The sequence below is a fragment of the Sulfurimonas lacustris genome, from assembly GCF_059705355.1.
Window position 1 is genome coordinate 1,441,893 of sequence record NZ_AP046125.1, and the last position, 18,936, is coordinate 1,460,828.

Genomic DNA, 18,936 nt, shown 5'->3' on the forward strand with positions numbered 1-18,936 from the left:
ATAGTATTGGTTTTTGAAAACAAATTTATTCAACAAAGAATCGAAAAAGCAGAACTTCTAAAAAAAGAGGGGATTAACCCCTACTCTAACGACTCAAAAAGAAATACGACTATTGAGAAGTTTTTATACGTAAACACAGACATTGCCCACACTGAGAGCAAAAGAGATGAAAATCGTCACTACACTCTAAGCGGACGTATCAAGCTATTTCGTATCATGGGAAAAGCGAGCTTTATCCAGATAGAAGATGAGAGCGGTGTTCTTCAAGTTTATGTTGCCCGTGACAACCTTCCTGAAAATTTCTATAATGAGACTTTTAAGAAAAATATAGAGACAGGCGATATCGTAGAAGTAAGCGGCTACCCTTTTGTAACGGGTCAAGGTGAACTTTCGCTTCATGCAGATGAACTAAGACTTTTAACAAAAGCCATCGCGCCGCTACCTGAGAAGTTTCACGGCATAACGGACAAAGAGACAAGATACAGAAAAAGATATCTCGACCTTATCATGAATGCAGATGTCCGTAAAACATTCCAAATTCGTTCAAAAGTTATCTCCTTAACTCGTCGTTTCTTTGAAGACAAAGGCTTTTTAGAGGTTGAAACGCCTATGATGCACCCCATAGCAGGCGGTGCAAATGCTAAACCGTTTGTAACACATCACAATGCACTTGGCATCGATAGATACTTAAGAATCGCTCCTGAACTCTACCTAAAGAGACTTATCGTCGGTGGGTTTGAAGCAGTTTTTGAGATAAACCGTAACTTTAGAAACGAGGGTATGGACGCTACGCACAACCCTGAGTTTACATCCATAGAGTTCTACTGGGCATACAAAACTTACAAAGATTTGATTGAAATCACAAAAGAGTATTTTACCTATCTTTTCGACCACCTAAACCTCCCTACAAAGCTTCCTTACGGAGAGATGGAGGTTGATTTTAGCCGCTTTAGCGAAGTACCTCTCATCGAGTCTCTTACTACCATCGGCGGAGTTCCGCAAGAGATAGTAAACGACAAAGAGAAGATAGTTGCATTTTTAAAGAGTAAAAACATTGCTGTAAAAAATGGTCTTAACTTAGGTCAGCTTCAAGGCGAACTTTTTGATGAGTTTGTTGAAGAAAAACTTATCAATCCAACTTTTATCACAGAGTATCCTGTTGAGATTTCGCCTCTTGCAAGAAGAAGTGATGCAAATCCCGCTATCACGGAGAGATTTGAGCTTTTCATCGCAGGACGGGAGATTGCCAACGCTTTTAGCGAGTTAAACGACCCTGTAGATCAGCTTCAAAGATTTGAAGCGCAAGGTGCGGCGAAAGAAAACGGGGACGATGAAGCGCATGAGATGGATTTGGACTTCATAGAAGCACTAAGTTATGGTATGGCTCCAACGGCAGGTCAAGGCATAGGTATAGACAGACTTGTGATGCTGCTTACAAACGAACACTCCATTAGAGATGTTCTGCTCTTCCCTGCTATGAAACCGTTGCATGTTGAAGAAAAAAACGACGAGACAATTTAATTTAAATAGGAAAAGGATAGAAAAATGAGTTTTTTAAAAGAGTTCGATAACGAAATTTATGCGTTATGCGAAAAAGAGTTAGAGAGACAAACAACGCACTTAGAGATGATAGCGAGTGAAAACTTCACACTTCCTGCCGTTATGGAGACTATGGGTTCTGTTTTTACAAACAAATATGCAGAGGGTTACCCAGGGAAAAGATACTATGGCGGTTGTGAGTATGCAGATGGTGTTGAGCAGTTGGCGATTGACAGAGCGTGCAAACTTTTTGGATGTAGCTATGCAAATGTTCAACCGCACTCGGGAAGCCAAGCCAATGCGGCAGTTTATGCGGCACTTTTAAATGCAGGCGACAAGCTTTTAGGGATGGATCTTAGCCACGGCGGACACTTGACACATGGAAGCAAACCTAGCTTTTCAGGTAAAAACTACCACTCTTTCACTTATGGTGTAGAGCTTGACGGTCGTATGAACTATGAGAAAATCATGGAAATCGCAAAAGCGGTACAACCAAAAATCATCGTTTGCGGTGCTTCTGCTTACGCTAGAGAGATAGATTTTGCAAAATTTAGAGAGATTGCAGATGCGGTTGGAGCAATTTTATTTGCTGACATTGCCCATGTTGCAGGTCTTGTTGCAGCGGGAGAGCATCCTAGTCCATTCCCTCATGCTCATGTTGTAACAACTACAACGCACAAAACTCTTGCAGGTCCAAGAGGTGGTATGATTATGACAAACGATGAGGAGATGGCAAAAAAACTAAACTCTGCCATCTTCCCTGGTATCCAAGGCGGACCGCTTGTTCATGTTATCGCTGCAAAAGCGGTAGGATTTAAGTACAACCTCTCTGCTGAGTGGAAAGAGTACGCTAAACAGGTAAAAGCAAATGCTAGAGTTCTTGGAGAAGTTTTAGTTAAGAGAGGTTATGAACTTGTAAGTGGCGGAACAGATAATCACTTAGTTCTTCTCTCTTTCATCAACCGTGATTTTTCAGGTAAAGATGCAGATATCGCTCTTGGAAATGCTGGTATTACAGTAAACAAAAACACTGTTCCAGGGGAGACTAGAAGTCCATTTGTTACTTCAGGTATCCGTATCGGAAGCCCTGCGCTTACAAGTAGAGGTATGAAAGAAAAAGAGTTTGAGTTTATAGCAAACAAGATTGCCGATGTCCTTGATGATATCAACAACACAGAGCTTCAGGCATCTGTCAAGAAAGAGCTAAAAGAACTAGCACAAAATTTTGTGGTTTACCACCAATCGACATATTAAGAGGAACAAAAGATGACGGCAGCAGATTTAAATCTTATAAAAATGGTAGCAGACCACTACTGGATCAAAAGAGATGCGGTAGTTGAAAAGATTATCTTTAAAGGTCGTACATTTTATAACAAATTTGAGAAAGTAAACTCTACGCTCTCGCATGCCATCATCAACCAACACATCAAAGGTGAAATAACTGTTGCGCATTCACTCATCAACAAGCTTGGCAAAGTAGAAAACATCGTTATTGACTATAATGGACGCGATCCTGAGCGTTTTTACCATAAAACGCAACTTCTTCTTCGTGAAGAGGGTTTTATCAACTTTACGGCATACAAAACAAAAACCGAAGGACATCTTCACGTCTATATCCACAAAGGACACACGACGCTTCAAGAAGCTATCCAGCTTGGAAAAATGATAAGTATGAAGTTAGCCGCGAAACAACCAAACCAGTGGCGCATGTTTCCAAATCCAGATCTACCGGATGAGTACAATATTTTGGCACTTCCTTATGAAGTGTATGCAAAAGAGCGTGGAGCTTCGTGGTCAAAGCATATGTAAACAACTTTTTGGTATGATTTTAAGTAGATAACTGAGTAGGGTCAATTTGTCCCTACCATTAAAACGGACGAGTTCGTTTTAATGCGTAACATCAGCAATAAAAGGAGAGATTATGGAAGAAAAAAGCGAATTGAACGATATTATCCTCAACAAAAACAACCAATCTACCAACAGCAAAAGAATAGTTTTAGCAGTTGCAACACTTGGCATCGTACTTATCCTTGTTGTTATGCTTATGAATACATTGACATCAAGCAATACAGACAATCTTCCACAAGCAGTCCTTCCTCCTGAACCACAAAAAGAGATAAAAACAGTAGCAGATGAACCACTTTTTGAAGATGTAAAAGTCATTCAAGAGGCAAATAAGGAAAATGGTTCTTTAGATGAAATAGCTCAAAGACTCAAACAAGAGAGTACAAAAGAGAGTAGTTTAGCACAACAAACAGCTCAAGTACAGCAACAAGTAACGCAAGAGGCTGAGAAAAAAACAGAACCAAAAAAAGCTTTAGAGGCTAAAAAAGTAACTCCACCTAAAGAGAGTGTTGCACAACCAAAAGCTCCATCGTCATCTGCAACAACACCTTCTGGATACTACGTCCAAGTTGGCTCTTTTTCGAAAAATCAGCCTAACAAAGAGTTTTTAGGCTCTATCACAAAACTTGGCTATGGCTATACATTTCACAAAGTTTCAAGCAATACAACACCTATCAGCAAGGTACTTGTCGGTCCTTTTGAGAGTGAAGCAGAGGCGAGAAAAGCACTCAAAAGCGTAAGAGCTTCTGTAGAGCCAGCTGCATTTTTAACAAAAATATAAACAATGAAGCTCCGCTTGTGGAGCAAATGAAGGTTACTCTTTTGATTTACTCAAAACAATTTATTCAAGACCAGTTAGCTCCTGTTGCAATTTATGCAAAGTTAAGGGCACTTTTTCCAAATGAAATCTCCTACCTTTTTGAGAGTGCGGGAGCAAGCGAGGGCAACTACAGTTTTATCTGCATTGGTGCGCGGGAGAGAGTTCAGTATAGAGATGCGAAAACTCTCTACACCGACGCAAATGGCGCAGTGCACACAAAAGAGGAATCTCCTTTTACTTTTTTAAAAAATTACTATAAAAACATTGATACAGAAATCTATAAAAAAGCATCTGCTGAACTTAAAGTCGGTTACGTTGACGGCTTTATCGGTTACATCGGCTATGATATGGTTAAAGTTTTTGAACCAAAACTCCACAACACAATGGACAATCTGAGGGATGAGCTAAATACTCCAGACCTTGACCTCATACTTCCAAAAATCGTTCTTGTTTACTCGCATAAAAACTACCAGCTCACGCTTATAAGCACGCAAAAAGAGATGTGTGATAAGTTTGAGGAGATTGAAGCAGAGCTAAAAAATTCCTACGAATATGTCCACATGAAGCGAAATATCGGTGAGGACAAAGGGAGTTTTGCATTTTCAAAAGAGCAGTTTTTTGAGATGGTTGACAAATCAAAAGAGATGATAAGAAGCGGGGATGTGTTTCAAATCCTCATCACTAACCGTTTTACAAGAAATATAAAAGTTGACCCCTTTAGCTTTTACAGAATCCTAAGAAGTAAAAATCCCTCTCCCTATATGTTTTTGATGGAGTATGAAGATTTGAACATCGTGGGTTCTTCTCCAGAGGTTATGGTAAGGCTTACTAACGGAGAGCTTCTTCTTCGTCCTATAGCAGGAACAAGAAAAAGAGGTGCTACAAAAGCCAGAGATAAAGAGCTTGAAGAGGAACTTTTAGCTGACCCAAAAGAGCTCTCAGAACACCTTATGCTTATAGACCTTGGCAGAAACGATGTAAGCCGCGTTGCAAAGACGGGAAGCGTGAAAGTTGAAAACATGATGCACATTGAGAGATTTTCCCATGTTATGCACATCGTCTCAGACGTTACAGCTACGCTTGCGGACGATAAAGATATGTTTGACCTCTTTATGGCGACCTTTACAGCAGGAACAATGACAGGTGCTCCAAAGATACGTGCGATGGAACTTATAGCCGAGTATGAGGGATTAAAACGCGGTTTTTATAGCGGAAGTGTCGGTTACTTCGGATTTGATGGCAATATGGATAGTGCGATTACCATCAGAACTGCTCTCGTTAAAGAGGACAAAGTCGTTCTTCAAGCGGGTGCTGGTGTTGTTGCCGATAGCCAAAACGAACTTGAGTACTTAGAAGTCAAAAACAAACTCGGCGCACTTGTTGCTTCACTAGAAGATTTAGACTAAAATTTATAATTTTTCTCGGCGAAGCCGTAGCTTTAGTGAGAGGAATTTTTGCCGGGCTTTGCTCGGAAAAAAGGAGACATTCTTGGAAAAACTCTTTGCCATCTTTGGCGACCCTGTTGCGCACTCTCGCTCTCCGCTTATGCACAACAGTGTATTTAAAAACCTCAATTACAAAGCTTGTTACACCAGAGTTCATCTAACGGATGGCTCAAAACTCAGAGAGACTTTTTTTGCTCTTGGTCTTAGCGGTGCGAATGTTACCGTTCCTCATAAAGAAGCGGCTTGTGCGGCTTGCGATGAAGTTCGCGGTTTTGCCAAAAAGGTTGGGGTGGTGAACACCATCGTAAATGAAAACGGCAAGTTAATCGGCTACAACACTGATGCGGACGGTTTTATGTTTGCTATAAAAGAGTTCGGTGCTATGAAAAACATCTTAGTTCTTGGTGCAGGTGGCACTGCAAAAGCGCTCTGTGCAAGATTTATAGAAGATGGCATAAAAGTAAGCGTTTTAAACAGAAGCAAAGAGAGGCTTGTATATTTTAGAGAACTTGGGTGTATGTGTTTTACGTGGGATGATTTTAAAAGTGACAAATATGATTTGGTAGTCAACACGACAAGTGCGGGGCTTAAAGATGAAGAGTTGCCCGCACCGCTAGAGTTAATAGAAAAAATCCTAAAGAACACCTCTTTTGTCGCAGATGCGATTTATGGCAAAGTCACACCGTTTTTGCAACTCTCTAAAGATAAAAATATCACCTGCAAAGACGGTGCCGCTATGCTTCTGGGGCAAGGCATTTTGGCGAATGAACTTTTAGTAAAACATGCACTAAAAACCGATGCCATAAAAACCTATATGTCAAAGAGTTTTGAGATTTAAAAGAGTATCCCTATTTTACGGTGATACTCTTTGATTTTTTGGATTCAACCTTTTCTAGAATTATATAAAGCCTTCCATCTTCATATTTTGCATCTATCTTCTCTCTATCAATCGTATCTGAGAGTATAAAGCTTCTTGAGATAAGCCCAAAATTTGACTCACAAAGATAGTAATCATCTTTTTTTGTCTCATTTTTGTATTTTCTGGTTGCGCTGATGGTGAGGTAGTTGCCCTCCACCTTGATATCAATATCCTCTTTTGTTACACCTGGCAAATCTACTTCTATGCTAAAAATATCGCTTGAGTGCTTTGCCAGATTTGCAAAAGGGAGATGTCTTGCGACGTTGTCAAATGTCTCTTTTACCACTTCCAATCCCTGCTCCACTTTTTCTTCTACTTTATCAACCAGTTTTTTTGAAGTTTTAACTAAATCCATGAAAATCTCCTTACTTTATTTGATTTCTATCTTTTTAGTTGGATTTTGAGCAATTTGGAGTTTTGGTATGACAACTTCTAAAACACCATCTTGTGTTGCTGCTCTGATATTTTCTACATCAACCTTCTCAGGTAGAGTGAAACTTCGCTGAAACTTCCCATAACTACTCTCTATCTTATAGTAGTCTTGCTCTTTTACTTCACTCTTAGTTTCTCTTTTTCCGGAAATAGTCAAAACATTATTCTCGACATCTATACTGATATCCTCTTTTTTGACACCCGGTAAATCAACATCCACATGGTACGCATCACTGCCTTCTCTCGTGTTTACGGCAGGTTTAAAGTCAACCATCACATCACCCTCTTTAAAAAAATCATAACCTCTTCTTCTATAACCTTGAGGATTTAAATATCTTGAAACTAACATCACAACACCTCTTTTAAATAAAATTTTATAGCTCAAATCACTCTTTAAGCTACTGAAATGATAGTAAAATCTGAAAAAGAGTTTTGCTACTTAAGTAGCATTTTGGAGTTTTTTTCTAAAAGTTTTTGAAGATTTGATATTTTTATATTTTTTCTACCTGTCTCGACCAAGCCATCGTCTCTAAGCTCTTTGATAGCTCTCTCTAGCACATGCCTAACACTACCAAGAAGCTTTGAAATCTCGCTATTTGAGAGATTTTGTAAAAGATTGTATTTAAAATGCTCCTCTGTATCTAAGTTTTGCAACAGTAGATGTACAAGTCTCTCTTTTACATCGTAAAGCGATACCTCAGTTGCCAAATCCTCCAAATAGCGCATTTGTGATGCGAGATAGGGAAAAAACATCTTGTTAAACTTTGGGCTATTTTCTATCCAGTATCTAACCTTCTCTATCGGAAGTTGAAGCAGTTTTGCATCCTCTAAAACCTCATATATAACCTCGTGAGGCTTTTTGTCGAGTAAAGAGAGGACATCAAACATATCTCCCCGCTTATAGATAAAGAGGGTCTGCTCTTTGGATGTCTCAAAATTTATCTGATATGTCTTAACTTTGCCATCTAACACTATATAAAAATGGTGAAGCAAATCTTTTGTAGAAAACGGTGAAGTGCCTTTTTTGTACTCTACGCTTTTTGAAGAAGCATAAAAATCACCCTCAAGTTCTTTATCGACATTTTGAAGAAGTTCTATCTCATATACTGGCTTTTGCATAAGAATTATTATAGCAAAAATTATGTGATTTGTATCGCCGCAATCGACTGTCCGTAAGCGATTGCGGCGTCATTACTGACAAACGATTCAGGCAAAATAACATCGGGAATCTTTCTCATAATCAACCTTAAAAGCACTCTGTTTTGAAACACTCCTCCGCCCAAAACCAATGGCAAATCGTACTTTTTGTGCATCCCATAAATAATCTCGACTATCGTATTAAAAAACTTTGAAACTGCTACTCGTACATCTTTTTCATCTAAAATCTGTTTTACTATTTGGCTAAAATCTATCTCGTTATCTTGCATACTAAACTCATAATACTCTGCAATATTTTCATCATAGAAGCTCTCCAAAAGCAACCCGCTCTCGCCCTCGTAACTGCAAACCTGAACAACATCCAAAAGAGATGCAACAGCATCAAATAGCCGTCCGCATGAGCTGCTAAGAGGTGCATTTAGTCCATTCTTCCATGCCGTGTAGAGTGTTTTTATCTCTTCTTTTCTAAATGAGGCGATTGTCGGATTGTTAAGATTAAAAACTCCATCACCGTATATCTCAAACAAGAAGCTAAGGGCAACACGCCTCGGCTCTTTTATAGCCCTCTCACCCCCGATAAGCTTAAAATATTTAAACTGCCCTACTCTTTCATACCCATCCAAGTCACATACAAAAAACTCTCCGCCCCAAAGATTGCCCTCATCACCGTAACCAGTTCCGTCAAAACTCACACCCAAAACTTTTGTCGTAATACCATTTACACCCATAGTAGCAAGTATATGTGCATAATGATGCTGCACTTGCACCAACTCTATCTCTTGATTTTGCGATACTAACTCTTTTGCGTATTTGGTGGATTCATAGTTTGGATGTTGGTCGCAAACAACTATATCAGGAGTAAAATCATAGATTCTCTTTAGCGTCTCTATATGTGATTTGAAATGCTCTATGCTGGACAAACTTCCCAAATCCCCTATATATGGTGAGAGAATCACGCTATCTTCTACGGTTATGGCAATCGTGCTTTTCTGGTTTGCTCCAAGTGCCAAAATCTTTTTATCTGTTTTTTGCGGAAGTTTTAGGTATAGAGGCGCGTATCCTCTTGCGTTTCTCAGCATAAATACTCTCTCATTTTCAACAAAGGCAACCGAATCATCGCAGCTGTTTAGTATCTCTCTGTTATGCTCCAAACAGTAGTCCCAAATGCCCCGCAGCTTCATAATATCATCATAAGTAGTACATAATGGCTCATCAGAGATATTTGCGCTTGTAGCGACTACGGGGCGGTTTAACTTTTGCAAGATAAGATGATGAAGCGGAGTGTATGCCAAAAAAAGACCGATTTGGTTGATATTTGGAGCGACAAAATCACTAAGAGAGTTATCGTCTCTTTTTTTAAGCAAAACTATCGGTCGTCTGTTTGAACAAAGCAGTTCTTCCTCTTTTGCGTTTATGCAGGCAATCTGCCTAGCCGCATTGACATCTTTTACCATCACTCCAAAAGGTTTTGAGGGTCGTTGTTTTCTCTCTCGCAGAAGTTTAAGGGCTTTATCATTTGAGGCATCGCAAACCAGATGATAACCGCCTATTCCCTTTATGGCTACAATCTTGCCCTCACTTATATCTTGTACAACTTCATCTACGATGTTTTTGGACTCTATTTTTGTACCGCTGTTGTCAAAAAGAGAGAGCCTTGCGCCGCACTCGTGACACCCGATGGGCTGAGCGTGGTATCTTCTATCTTTTGGATTTTTATACTCTGCCGCGCACTTTTCGCACATAACAAACTCATCCATAGAAGTATTTTTTCTATCATAGGGAAGATTTCTTATGATACTGTATCTGGGTCCGCAATTTGTACATGTGATAAAGGGGTGCTCAAATCTACGGTTGGCCTCATCACTAAGTTCACTCTCGCACTCCGTGCACATCGCGATGTCTGAGGGTATATGGCTTGATAGAGTTTTGGTACTTTCGCTCATCTCTATGCTAAAACCATCAAACGATTTTGTTTTTTTTATTTGAGTGATTTTTATGGAGTCTATCTCGCAAAGGGGCGGTCTGTTTTGTCTGATTTTTTGGACAAATAGATTCATATCTTCTTGGCAAGTATCAAGAAGTATCAACACGCCGTAACCGTTGTTTGAAACTTGACCCTTTAAGTGCATTGATATGGCAAGGTTATAGATAAAAGGACGAAAACCGACCCCCTGCACCACTCCTCTTATTTCAATGCTAAAAATCATCTATTCCAGCTCCAAACTCATAAGGTACATCTCTTCACCGTCAAGAACTTTTAAGTCAAAACTGCCGCATAACGGACATATAAACTCATTTTTTTTAAGCTCGGACTCTGCCAAACAGCCGTTACAGTGCACTTTTACTTTTTGAAGATTTATAACCAACTCAGCATCATTACACACTGTACCAAGCCTAAACATCTCGTAAGCTTCACTCAGAAGATGAGGCTCAACTCCGCTTAAAACTCCTATCTTCACTACTACTTTTGTTACTTTTTTTGCAAAGTTTTTTCTTGCATGCTCCTCACAACTCTCTATAAGCGAACTAACTATAGAGTACTCATGCATTTAGCAGATCCTTGGGAGCAGCTCACCGCTTGGCATATCTAAAAATCTCTGCGTACTCCACGCCGAATTTATAATAACTTTTTTTGGATGCAGATTTGTCACTTTGCCGATGATGGAAGCATTTTTATTAAATATTTTCAAAATCTGCTCTGCCCTCTGGGCTTCTTCTTTCTTAACCGCAAGCAAAAAAGTTCCCTCATTTGCCAGAGACATAGCATCAAACCCTAAAATCTCGCAAAGCCCCGTTACCTCATCACTTATGGATATCTTAGTCTCATCTACTTCTATACAGATATTTGACTGTTTTGCCCACTCGTTTAACACCGCACTAACTCCGCCGCGCGTTGCATCTCTCATAGCAGTTATATCTATGCCCTCATCTATCAAACTCTTTACGGTTGGATAAAGAGAGGTGCAGTCGCTCATAAGAGAGCTGCTTAACTCAATCCCCTCGCGTGATGCAAAAATAGTCGCCCCATGACACCCGATATCACGGCTAAGAAGTATGATATCATCCTCTGTTATGCCATTTGAGCTTATACCGCTTTGCAAAATCTCGCCAATGCCCGTCGTGTTTATAAATATCTTATCCACACTTCCTTTGGGCACCACTTTGGTATCACCGCTCACTATTTGTGCGCCGTTTACCTCTAGCTCTTTTTGCATAGATGAGACTATTCGTTCAAGCTCATCTACGCTAAAACCCTCTTCGATTATCACGCTGCAAGTTAGATACTTCGGCTTTGCACCCATCATAGAGAGGTCATTACAAGTTCCGCAAACGGCAAGTTTGCCAATGTCCGCACCCGCAAAAAAAAGCGGAGTGACCGTAAAACTGTCGGTTGAAAATGCTAGCTTTCCACCCTCTATAACCGCCGCATCTTCACTTTTGTCTAGGATGTCGTTTTTAAACGCTTTGTAAAATACTTTTGATATAAGTTCATTATTTTCAACTCCGCCGTTACCGTGTGCTAAGGTTATGTTCATATCGATTTTCTCACTTTTATTTTTTTGGCAATGCACTTTGTTTTATCATCTTTTTCTCATCCGATTTTACTTTTCTCTCTAATTTTTTCAAATCTTCCGCAGGTGGCAGATCTTCTGGCTTGATGCCTCTCTCGCCTAAAACTCCTCTAACGCTTTGGTTATTTTGTATATGTTCGCTTGTGATGGAGTTTTCGCCGTAAAGATTTTTTTGTTTTACATTATAGTTTGTGATTTCTGTGGCTAAGTTTTTAGCCGTGATGGTGATAGTCGGCAAAAAATCAGCCAATGGGCGAGTGTTTGGCACGCCTAGCTTATCTTTCATATTTTGTGTTGTATTGCCGCCAAAAAGTGCCGTATCGCCTTTTGAGCGAATCCGCCCAAATCCGCTCTCATCGACTCCTCTTTCATAGATATTTTTTGATAGTTCGGTTTCGGATTCTTTTAATTTTGCTCTTGCTTGAAGTCTGTCTTCCAGCTCTAAGCGTTGTTCTATGAGTTCTTGTTTTCGTGTCTGAATCGCAAAATATGTTTGAGCAAAAGCAATCTGCTCTTTTTTGCTATCGCCGTTTTGAGCTATGAGGTAACAAGCGTATCGTGTAAGCATGATATCTTCAATACTTCTTTGTGTATTTGAGCCAATAGATACCATTTTCGTAACATCACGAAAATGGTCTGTTATCTCTATACTAGAATTTTCACAAGCAGTTTTTGCTTTTTGTATCACATTTGCGAAATTTTCCCATCGTTCATATCCAAGCACTTTTTGCAAATCTCTAGCAAACCAATACTCTACACTACTATCTTCAAGTGTATTTGATAGCTGATTGAACTCATCTTGAAGTGCAGTTATAAGCTGTTTATCCATAAGTTTTTTTCCTTTAAGGTTTTACTCATCTTAGCATTTAAAACTATCTTTATGCAAAAATATGTCATTTTGCAATGTTTTTATCATTATACCAATCCCAACTCTTGTGAAATATCTTTGATAAGTTTGCTTAGAAGGCGTTTTTAAAGACTTTATAAAATACCTTGGAGATAAGCTCGTTATTTTCCTGCCCACTGTCACAGTGTGCTAATGTTATGGTTTTAATCATTTACGCATTCTTTGCTTCATATATAAACACTATAGAGAAAAATAATATTCTTTTATTTTTAAAGCCATTAAATTTCTTCTCTCATTTAAAAAATCCTCATAATTTAAAGCATCACTAGAAAGTATCATTTCTGGAATAGAATGCATTTTTAAATTTGTCAACAACTCTTCTTTAGTGGCTATTCCACTAAATTTTGTTTCAGAATTTACAAAATTTTCAAAAAGCTGTCCAAAATATTCGACTGGAGATTTATTACCAACTTTTATATTTATTTCTTGCTGCATATAAACATAGTTTGCAATTTGATTGTATTTATTTCTTTCAAACCCATTTTTCTTCAAGTAATCCTTTGGAAAAAGATGATGAATATCACCTCTGAGCGAAATTAAATCACTTACAGACACATCCTTCGATAAAAAACCTTTATCATTTGCTTTTGCCTGCGAAGCTAAAAATATATGGAAATATGGACTACTAGCTGCAGACGTATCAAGACTTCTTGGCAGAGATGCATTCCAAAATGCATCTGATAGCTCAGCTTCTTCTTTTTCTTTTAAATACTCATCCATTTTTTTATGGCTAATCTGTTTAATATCATAATCAAACATACTCTCTGGAGAGCCTGAATATCTACCCGTAAGAACAGAATAAACAAACCATCTTTTAACAAATTTTTCTATATCTACTGCATTTACACCCATTTCTTTGAGCTTAAGATATAAAATATATGCAAAATTAATCGCATTTTGAGATCTGATAAGTTTGCTATCTATAAAACCAGCTGATTTTATAATCATTAAAAATCTTTTAAAATTGGTTTCATTCGTAAAATTAACAACACCGCTTCTCAATTTTTCAAATGATTGTTCTGCAATTTCTGTCTCAAAGGTTCTTGTTTCAAAATTTCTACCTGATAACAAACTAACCAAATCTGAGAGTTTTCCCCTGTTAAATTGTGATGTAAATGCTACTCTAATTAAATCGTTATAATCAGGGTCATATAAATCCTCTTTTTCAGATTTTAGCCACTTTATTTTTTGATAAAGTTCAGTTTGTGAAAACTCCTTATCATTATCTTCTATGTGCTTGTAATATTCTGGTGCAATTGCTAAATGACAAAAATAATCAATCATTTTTCGAAGTTCATTGCCGCCATATTCAGTATTTGATGAAATTTTACTCATAGCAAAATCTGCTTGACTAAGCACCACGCCTTTTGAATTGATTCTTATAAATATTTCAGTGACAGTTTCTATGTCTAAATCTGATGCAAGTTCAATAAGTCCTATCTGTTTTTTAGGAATATTTATCAATTGAGTTATTGTTTGTTCGATTTTTTCTTCATCTGCGTCTGGATTAAGTTTAAGATATTCTCTGATGATTTTTAAAACACTTCCATTTATTACTTCTGAAATATCGTGCAACCAAGCTTTATCTTTCAAAATTGCTGGATTTTGAACTTCAAATTTTTCTGTTAAAGGATTAAATGCTATTTTTATTTTGACTCTTTTATATGTTTTGTCAATTACATATTGTCCTAAAATAGCTGCTGTTAAAGCGGTAATCCTCTGCTGTCCATCAATAAGAATTTTTTTACCCTCACTTGTACTGCCATCTTTGAGTTTAACATTTGGATTCCTCCAAGCAATAACATAACCAACAGGATAACCTTGATACAGGCTATCCATCAAATCTCTAACCTTTGAGGCATCCCATACAAAAGGTCTTTGAATTTCAGGAATCGCAATCTCACTAGAATTAACCCAAGCCAGAATTGTCTCAATTAAATGTTGATTTACAGAATATTTTTGCAAAGCTTTCTCCATTAACTATATTTTTTTATTTTACCTGATTTTTTTTAATTCACTACAAAGCACATTTTAAAACATTCTCATAATCTAGGCAAATTCTCTCTAAAAATCACCAAAATTTCTATATGCGTATCTGAAACACTGTAAATTATGGAGTATCCTTGATAGACCAGTTTTCTGGTGGAGGCTGAGAGTTCTTCTGTGGGTCTTCCTGCTTTTGGGAAGTTTGAGAGCGTTTGGATAATGTAGTTTTTCATCTTATCTAAATATCTATCGGCTACATCTTCATTTTTTGTTTGTTCAAAAATATATTTTGCTTGTTCTACTAAGTTGGCAACTGCTGTTTTTGAAAAAACTATCTTATGCACGATATGACTTTTTTGCTGCCTCAAAAGCATCATCAATATCTAAAAAGTCACCATTTTGAATCTCTTTAAGAGCATTCTGAACATCTTTTTTTAGCTTTGCGTGTGTGGCGTTATACTCATCAAGCGAGATGATGACGACGGATTTGTTGTTTTTCGTAGTTACTATTACCTCTTCGTGATTGTCGCATACATCTTCTATGATATTTTTTAGATTATTTCTAGCATTTGTGTAGTTTAGAGCTTGCATTTCAAAACCTTTTATGACAGGATATTGTCATTATAACGAAATATACTCGTTTTTTATCTTCTCATACAACTTTGCGTTTTCTTCCTGCGTATATCTCTCTATTTTTGCATAGAGTTGCTCTTTTATGTCATAGCTTTTCAATCTCTCCAAGCCGTTAAAATTGTCGTTTATCGTGCCTAAAGCATCTTTCAACTCTGTTAAACTTTTTATCTTTTTCTCATCTTTTGGTATGCTGTTTTTCTCTTTGTAGAGGCTCTTTTTGATGTAGATTCTATATTTGTGCAGCTTCTTTTTATCCAGCTCTGGAAACTCCATAAAGAGTAGTTCTTGTGGGGTAGTCTCCTCTGCTTTTTGTTCTGCACTCTTTGGAATTTCTAGTTTTTTGAGATATTTATGAAGTTTTTTTATCTCTTTTTTTCTTACATCCTCTTTTTCTTTTTCGGATATCTCATCTAGCACTTTTTTTCTCTCTTTTGTTGGCAATGAGTCAAGATAGTCGCTAAAAAAGACATCTATATCTCTGATTTCATTGCTAAGAGAGATGACTTTTTTAACACTTCTAGCAAATGCGTCCTCTTTGTTTAAGAGAGAAAAAAGCTCTCTGCATTTGATGCGAAGTTTATGGATGTCATCCTCACTTTGCAGGGATTTTTTTGTGAAATGTCTTATAAGCTTTATAAACTCTTTGAGCTTTAGCGCTATAAGTTCCATAACTCAATCACTTTTTTTTGGGTAGTCAAAGAGGAGGAGTTTTGCATTTTTTGGCTCTATCTCCGCCCAAACATCACAATCAAATCCTATCTCTACGATGCCGCATGTCGGGATATTTGCTTCATGGCTGACATAATAGTGCGCCAAATCGTTCAAAGAGGGGTTATGCCCTACCAAAAAAACCGTTTTGTTTTTGTCGCTAAGCGCTCTTAGGATGTCGCAAAGCGTAGCAACGCTTGCTTCATAAATCTCCTCATTCAAAAGCACCTTTTTTTTATAGCCAATCTCTTTGGCGATAATCTCTGCCGTCTCTTTCGCCCTTTTTGCAGGGCTGGAGAGGATGATGTCGGGCATAACACCCTTTTTTTTGAGCCGCTCACCCATCATAGGAGCATTTGCTTTGCCTCTTTTGCTAAGCCCTCTCTCAAAGTCCTCTAACGCAACGTCTTTCCAGCTTGATTTTGCATGCCTGATAATGTATAGCTTTTTCATCTCTCATCCCATCGGGTACATAATCTCTTGCTGCACCGCTTTTATCTCGCTCATGGTCTCTTGGCTTAGTGTCACATCAAACGCGGCGAGAGAGGCGTCCATCTGTTCTGTGTTTCTTGCTCCGATAATCGTTGAAGCCACAAAATCAAACTGTTTTGTGTATGCCACTGCCATAGTCACGGGAGAGATTTCAAGTTTTTTTGCAATATCGAGATATCGTGCGGTGGCTTTGAGCGTTTTTTCATTTACAAATCGTGCGGCTTGCGAGTTGAGGCGGCTGCTTTTGCTTGACACATAGTCCGAGTATCTCGCATTTTCAGGGTAGAACGCACCGTTATATTTGCCGCTTAGAACTCCTCCTGCTATGGGTGAGTATGCCAGAAGCGATATCTGCTCTCTTTTACACACGGTTGCAAGTTCATCTAAAAAACGAGGGTTATTCAAAGAGAAGTTGTTTTGAATGGACTCAAATCTTGCAATCCCCAGTCTTTTTGAAGTCTCATTTGCTTTTGTAAGCCCGTAAGCAGTGTCGTTTGAAGTTCCGATGTAGCGTACCTTGCCCTCTTTTACTAGCTCATCAAAAGCCTTTAGCGACTCTTCTATCGGCACAACGGAATCAGGCCAATGCATCTGGTAGAGGTCTATGTAGTCCGTCTGCAACCGCTTCAAGCTCCCCTCTATTGCACATTTTAGATGAAACGAGTCGATGGCGGTGTAGCCATGACGGATGGGCGGAACAAACCAGCCGTTTGCCGCACCTGCAACTTTTGAAGCTAAGATGATGCTATCTCTTGGTTTGCCCTTGAGCCATTTTCCGATGATGGTCTCGGTTATGCCAGCATCTTCAACTCTCGGCGGTACAGGGTAGAGTTCGGCGGTATCAAAAAAGTTGATTCCTCTCTCATATGCCTTATCCATAATTTTAAAAGCTTCCGCCTCATTGCTCCACGAGCCAAAACTCATCGTCCCTAAACCGATGGGAGTAACTCTAAGCCCTGTTTTTCCTATGTATCTATACTGCATTTCAAGCTCCTCTCAAAAATATTACACATCATAACAATCCAAATCTTTTAGATTTACAAAAAATTCCATCTCCTCATGCCTTAACGCCCTTATCATATTTGTGCTGCCGCTCACGCCAGAGGGATCGCCTGCGATGAGGATGTAACTTCTCTCAAGGCTAAGTAAATTGCGGCTTATCCCATCGTTTAAAAGCTGGTTGAGCATCTGTCCGATTGAGCCTTTTTTTACCAAAAATGCAGGGACAACTCCCCAAACTATGGTAAGAAGTCTTGCTGTTTTTTGCGAATGAACGCCTGCGTAAATGGTCTGGTTTGGTCTGTATCTTGCTATTTTTTTGGCACTCGCACCAGAATTTGTCATAGCAATAATCCCATCTGTTTTGAGATGATTTGACAACCTTGCGGCGGAGTAGTTTATGCTGTCTGTAAAATCATGCATCTCAAAATCTCCAAATTTATAGTAAGGATAAGTTGACCTCTCGGTTGCTTTAATGGTTTCCATCATAATCGTTACTGCTTCAATGGGGTACTTGCCCACGGTTGTCTCTTCGGACAACATCACCGCATCACTGCCATCAAGTATCGCATTTGCGACATCGCTTATCTCGGCTCTTGTCGCGCTTTTGGAGTTTGTCACGGAGAGAAGCATTTGAGTAGCGGTGATTACAGGTTTACTCATCTCATTTGCTTTTTTGATAATCATTTTTTGGACTTGCGGCACTTCATAGTAGGGAATCTCTATACCCAAATCACCCCTTGCGACCATTATGCCATCACTAACATCAATGATTTCATCAATATTTTCAACGCCGTCAAATTTCTCTATTTTGGCAAAGAGTTGCACATCCCCACCAAAAGAAGTCACAATTTCTCTGGCTTTTATGATATCCCCAGCATGTTGCACAAACGATATAGCCATAAAATCCACACCGTTTTTTACACCCCACTCTATATCTTTTATATCTTTTGGTGTAAGTACCTCAAGACCTAGTTTGGTATTTGGAAAATTCACCCCTTTGCTAGAAGACAACACGCCGCCGCTATGAGCCTCTACCACTACCCTGTCATCTTTGATTTGCACTACTTTTGTCTTGATTTGTCCGTCACAAAAAAAGATAAAACTACCCAGTTGAAGATTTTGCAAAATTTTCGGCTCACATATACTTAGCGTATAGCCACCATTTTGGTTTTTGCATCCGACTACATCATTTTTTAAAATCTCTATTTTATCGCCAACTGCTATCTCTAAAGCACCCTCTAAAGCCCCTACTCTTATCTTTGGACCGCTAATGTCTTGTAAAACTCCGATAAACAGCCCTGTCTGCTCACTCGCCTCTCTAATCCTTTGCAAAACAGCGGCATGATACTCATGCGTACCGTGAGAAAAATTGAGTCTAAAAACATTTACTCCAGCTCGAATCAAAGCTACGATTTTTTCTAAGCTGTCAGATGATGGTCCAATCGTTGCTACTATTTTTGTTCTTTTTTTCATCTCTT

Annotated in this window: 20 protein-coding genes; 6 read left to right on the forward strand and 14 right to left on the reverse strand. The window is 38.6% G+C overall.

Going from position 1 to position 18,936, the window contains the following annotated elements:
* The first annotated feature begins 6 nt into the window (after nucleotides 1-6).
* The 6 genes from lysS to AC6H4V_RS07515 all read left to right on the forward strand — a co-directional run bounded on the left by lysS (nucleotide 7) and on the right by AC6H4V_RS07515 (nucleotide 6,487).
* Nucleotides 7-1,521, forward strand: a complete 1,515-nt coding sequence (gene lysS, locus AC6H4V_RS07490; RefSeq protein WP_497606348.1) for a lysine--tRNA ligase — start codon at nucleotides 7-9, stop codon at nucleotides 1,519-1,521.
* A 24-nt stretch (nucleotides 1,522-1,545) separates the two neighbouring features.
* Nucleotides 1,546-2,793 carry a serine hydroxymethyltransferase gene (locus tag AC6H4V_RS07495; RefSeq protein ID WP_428729608.1) on the forward strand — a complete coding sequence of 416 codons (1,248 nt, stop codon included), beginning with the start codon at nucleotides 1,546-1,548 and terminating at the stop codon, nucleotides 2,791-2,793.
* 12 nt (nucleotides 2,794-2,805) lie between these two features.
* On the forward strand, nucleotides 2,806-3,348 hold the full coding sequence (locus AC6H4V_RS07500) for a DUF1882 domain-containing protein (RefSeq protein ID WP_428729607.1): 543 nt from the start codon (nucleotides 2,806-2,808) through the stop codon (nucleotides 3,346-3,348).
* A 112-nt stretch (nucleotides 3,349-3,460) separates the two neighbouring features.
* A complete protein-coding gene (locus tag AC6H4V_RS07505) occupies nucleotides 3,461-4,165 on the forward strand; it encodes an SPOR domain-containing protein (RefSeq protein WP_497606349.1) in 705 nt (234 codons plus the stop codon).
* Between the two features lie 41 nt (nucleotides 4,166-4,206).
* Nucleotides 4,207-5,610 carry an anthranilate synthase component I family protein gene (locus AC6H4V_RS07510; RefSeq protein ID WP_428729605.1) on the forward strand — a complete coding sequence of 468 codons (1,404 nt, stop codon included), beginning with the start codon at nucleotides 4,207-4,209 and terminating at the stop codon, nucleotides 5,608-5,610.
* 82 nt (nucleotides 5,611-5,692) lie between these two features.
* Complete coding sequence (locus AC6H4V_RS07515; protein WP_497606350.1) at nucleotides 5,693-6,487, forward strand: shikimate dehydrogenase; 795 nt, start codon at nucleotides 5,693-5,695, stop codon at nucleotides 6,485-6,487.
* A gap of 10 nt (nucleotides 6,488-6,497) precedes the next feature.
* On the opposite strand, the gene AC6H4V_RS07520 is transcribed toward AC6H4V_RS07515, so the two are convergent.
* The 14 genes from AC6H4V_RS07520 to pyk form a co-directional block, all read right to left on the reverse strand.
* On the reverse strand, nucleotides 6,498-6,923 hold the full coding sequence (locus AC6H4V_RS07520; protein ID WP_497606351.1) for an Hsp20/alpha crystallin family protein: 426 nt from the start codon (nucleotides 6,921-6,923) through the stop codon (nucleotides 6,498-6,500).
* 15 nt (nucleotides 6,924-6,938) lie between these two features.
* The gene (locus AC6H4V_RS07525; protein ID WP_428729602.1) at nucleotides 6,939-7,349 is read right to left on the reverse strand and encodes an Hsp20/alpha crystallin family protein; all 411 of its coding nucleotides are present in this window, start codon (nucleotides 7,347-7,349) and stop codon (nucleotides 6,939-6,941) included.
* Nucleotides 7,350-7,435: 86 nt separating this feature from the next.
* Nucleotides 7,436-8,119 carry a Crp/Fnr family transcriptional regulator gene (locus tag AC6H4V_RS07530; RefSeq protein WP_428729601.1) on the reverse strand — a complete coding sequence of 228 codons (684 nt, stop codon included), beginning with the start codon at nucleotides 8,117-8,119 and terminating at the stop codon, nucleotides 7,436-7,438.
* A gap of 20 nt (nucleotides 8,120-8,139) precedes the next feature.
* A complete protein-coding gene (gene hypF, locus AC6H4V_RS07535) occupies nucleotides 8,140-10,365 on the reverse strand; it encodes a carbamoyltransferase HypF (RefSeq protein ID WP_497606352.1) in 2,226 nt (741 codons plus the stop codon).
* Entirely contained in the window at nucleotides 10,366-10,707 is a 342-nt protein-coding gene (hypA, locus tag AC6H4V_RS07540) for a hydrogenase/urease nickel incorporation protein HypA (protein ID WP_497606353.1), read from the reverse strand.
* Nucleotides 10,708-11,700, reverse strand: a complete 993-nt coding sequence (hypE, locus tag AC6H4V_RS07545; RefSeq protein ID WP_497607921.1) for a hydrogenase expression/formation protein HypE — start codon at nucleotides 11,698-11,700, stop codon at nucleotides 10,708-10,710.
* Nucleotides 11,701-11,710: 10 nt separating this feature from the next.
* The gene (gene dinD, locus AC6H4V_RS07550) at nucleotides 11,711-12,559 is read right to left on the reverse strand and encodes a DNA damage-inducible protein D (protein WP_497606354.1); all 849 of its coding nucleotides are present in this window, start codon (nucleotides 12,557-12,559) and stop codon (nucleotides 11,711-11,713) included.
* A gap of 258 nt (nucleotides 12,560-12,817) precedes the next feature.
* Nucleotides 12,818-14,614: a GmrSD restriction endonuclease domain-containing protein gene (locus AC6H4V_RS07555; protein ID WP_497606355.1), complete on the reverse strand. Its 1,797-nt coding sequence runs from the start codon at nucleotides 14,612-14,614 to the stop codon at nucleotides 12,818-12,820.
* 65 nt (nucleotides 14,615-14,679) lie between these two features.
* A complete protein-coding gene (locus AC6H4V_RS07560) occupies nucleotides 14,680-14,967 on the reverse strand; it encodes a type II toxin-antitoxin system RelE/ParE family toxin (RefSeq protein ID WP_497606356.1) in 288 nt (95 codons plus the stop codon).
* Complete coding sequence (locus AC6H4V_RS07565) at nucleotides 14,960-15,214, reverse strand: type II toxin-antitoxin system Phd/YefM family antitoxin (protein WP_497606357.1); 255 nt, start codon at nucleotides 15,212-15,214, stop codon at nucleotides 14,960-14,962. The genes AC6H4V_RS07560 and AC6H4V_RS07565 overlap by 8 nt, the downstream gene beginning before the upstream one ends.
* 30 nt (nucleotides 15,215-15,244) lie before the next feature.
* Nucleotides 15,245-15,925, reverse strand: coding sequence for a hypothetical protein (locus tag AC6H4V_RS07570; RefSeq protein ID WP_497606358.1), 681 nt, complete (start codon nucleotides 15,923-15,925; stop codon nucleotides 15,245-15,247).
* A 3-nt stretch (nucleotides 15,926-15,928) separates the two neighbouring features.
* Nucleotides 15,929-16,417, reverse strand: a complete 489-nt coding sequence (locus tag AC6H4V_RS07575) for a SixA phosphatase family protein (protein WP_497606359.1) — start codon at nucleotides 16,415-16,417, stop codon at nucleotides 15,929-15,931.
* A 3-nt stretch (nucleotides 16,418-16,420) separates the two neighbouring features.
* Nucleotides 16,421-17,440: an aldo/keto reductase gene (locus AC6H4V_RS07580; protein ID WP_497606360.1), complete on the reverse strand. Its 1,020-nt coding sequence runs from the start codon at nucleotides 17,438-17,440 to the stop codon at nucleotides 16,421-16,423.
* Between the two features lie 21 nt (nucleotides 17,441-17,461).
* A complete protein-coding gene (gene pyk, locus AC6H4V_RS07585) occupies nucleotides 17,462-18,931 on the reverse strand; it encodes a pyruvate kinase (RefSeq protein ID WP_497606361.1) in 1,470 nt (489 codons plus the stop codon).
* Nucleotides 18,932-18,936: the final 5 nt, after the last annotated feature.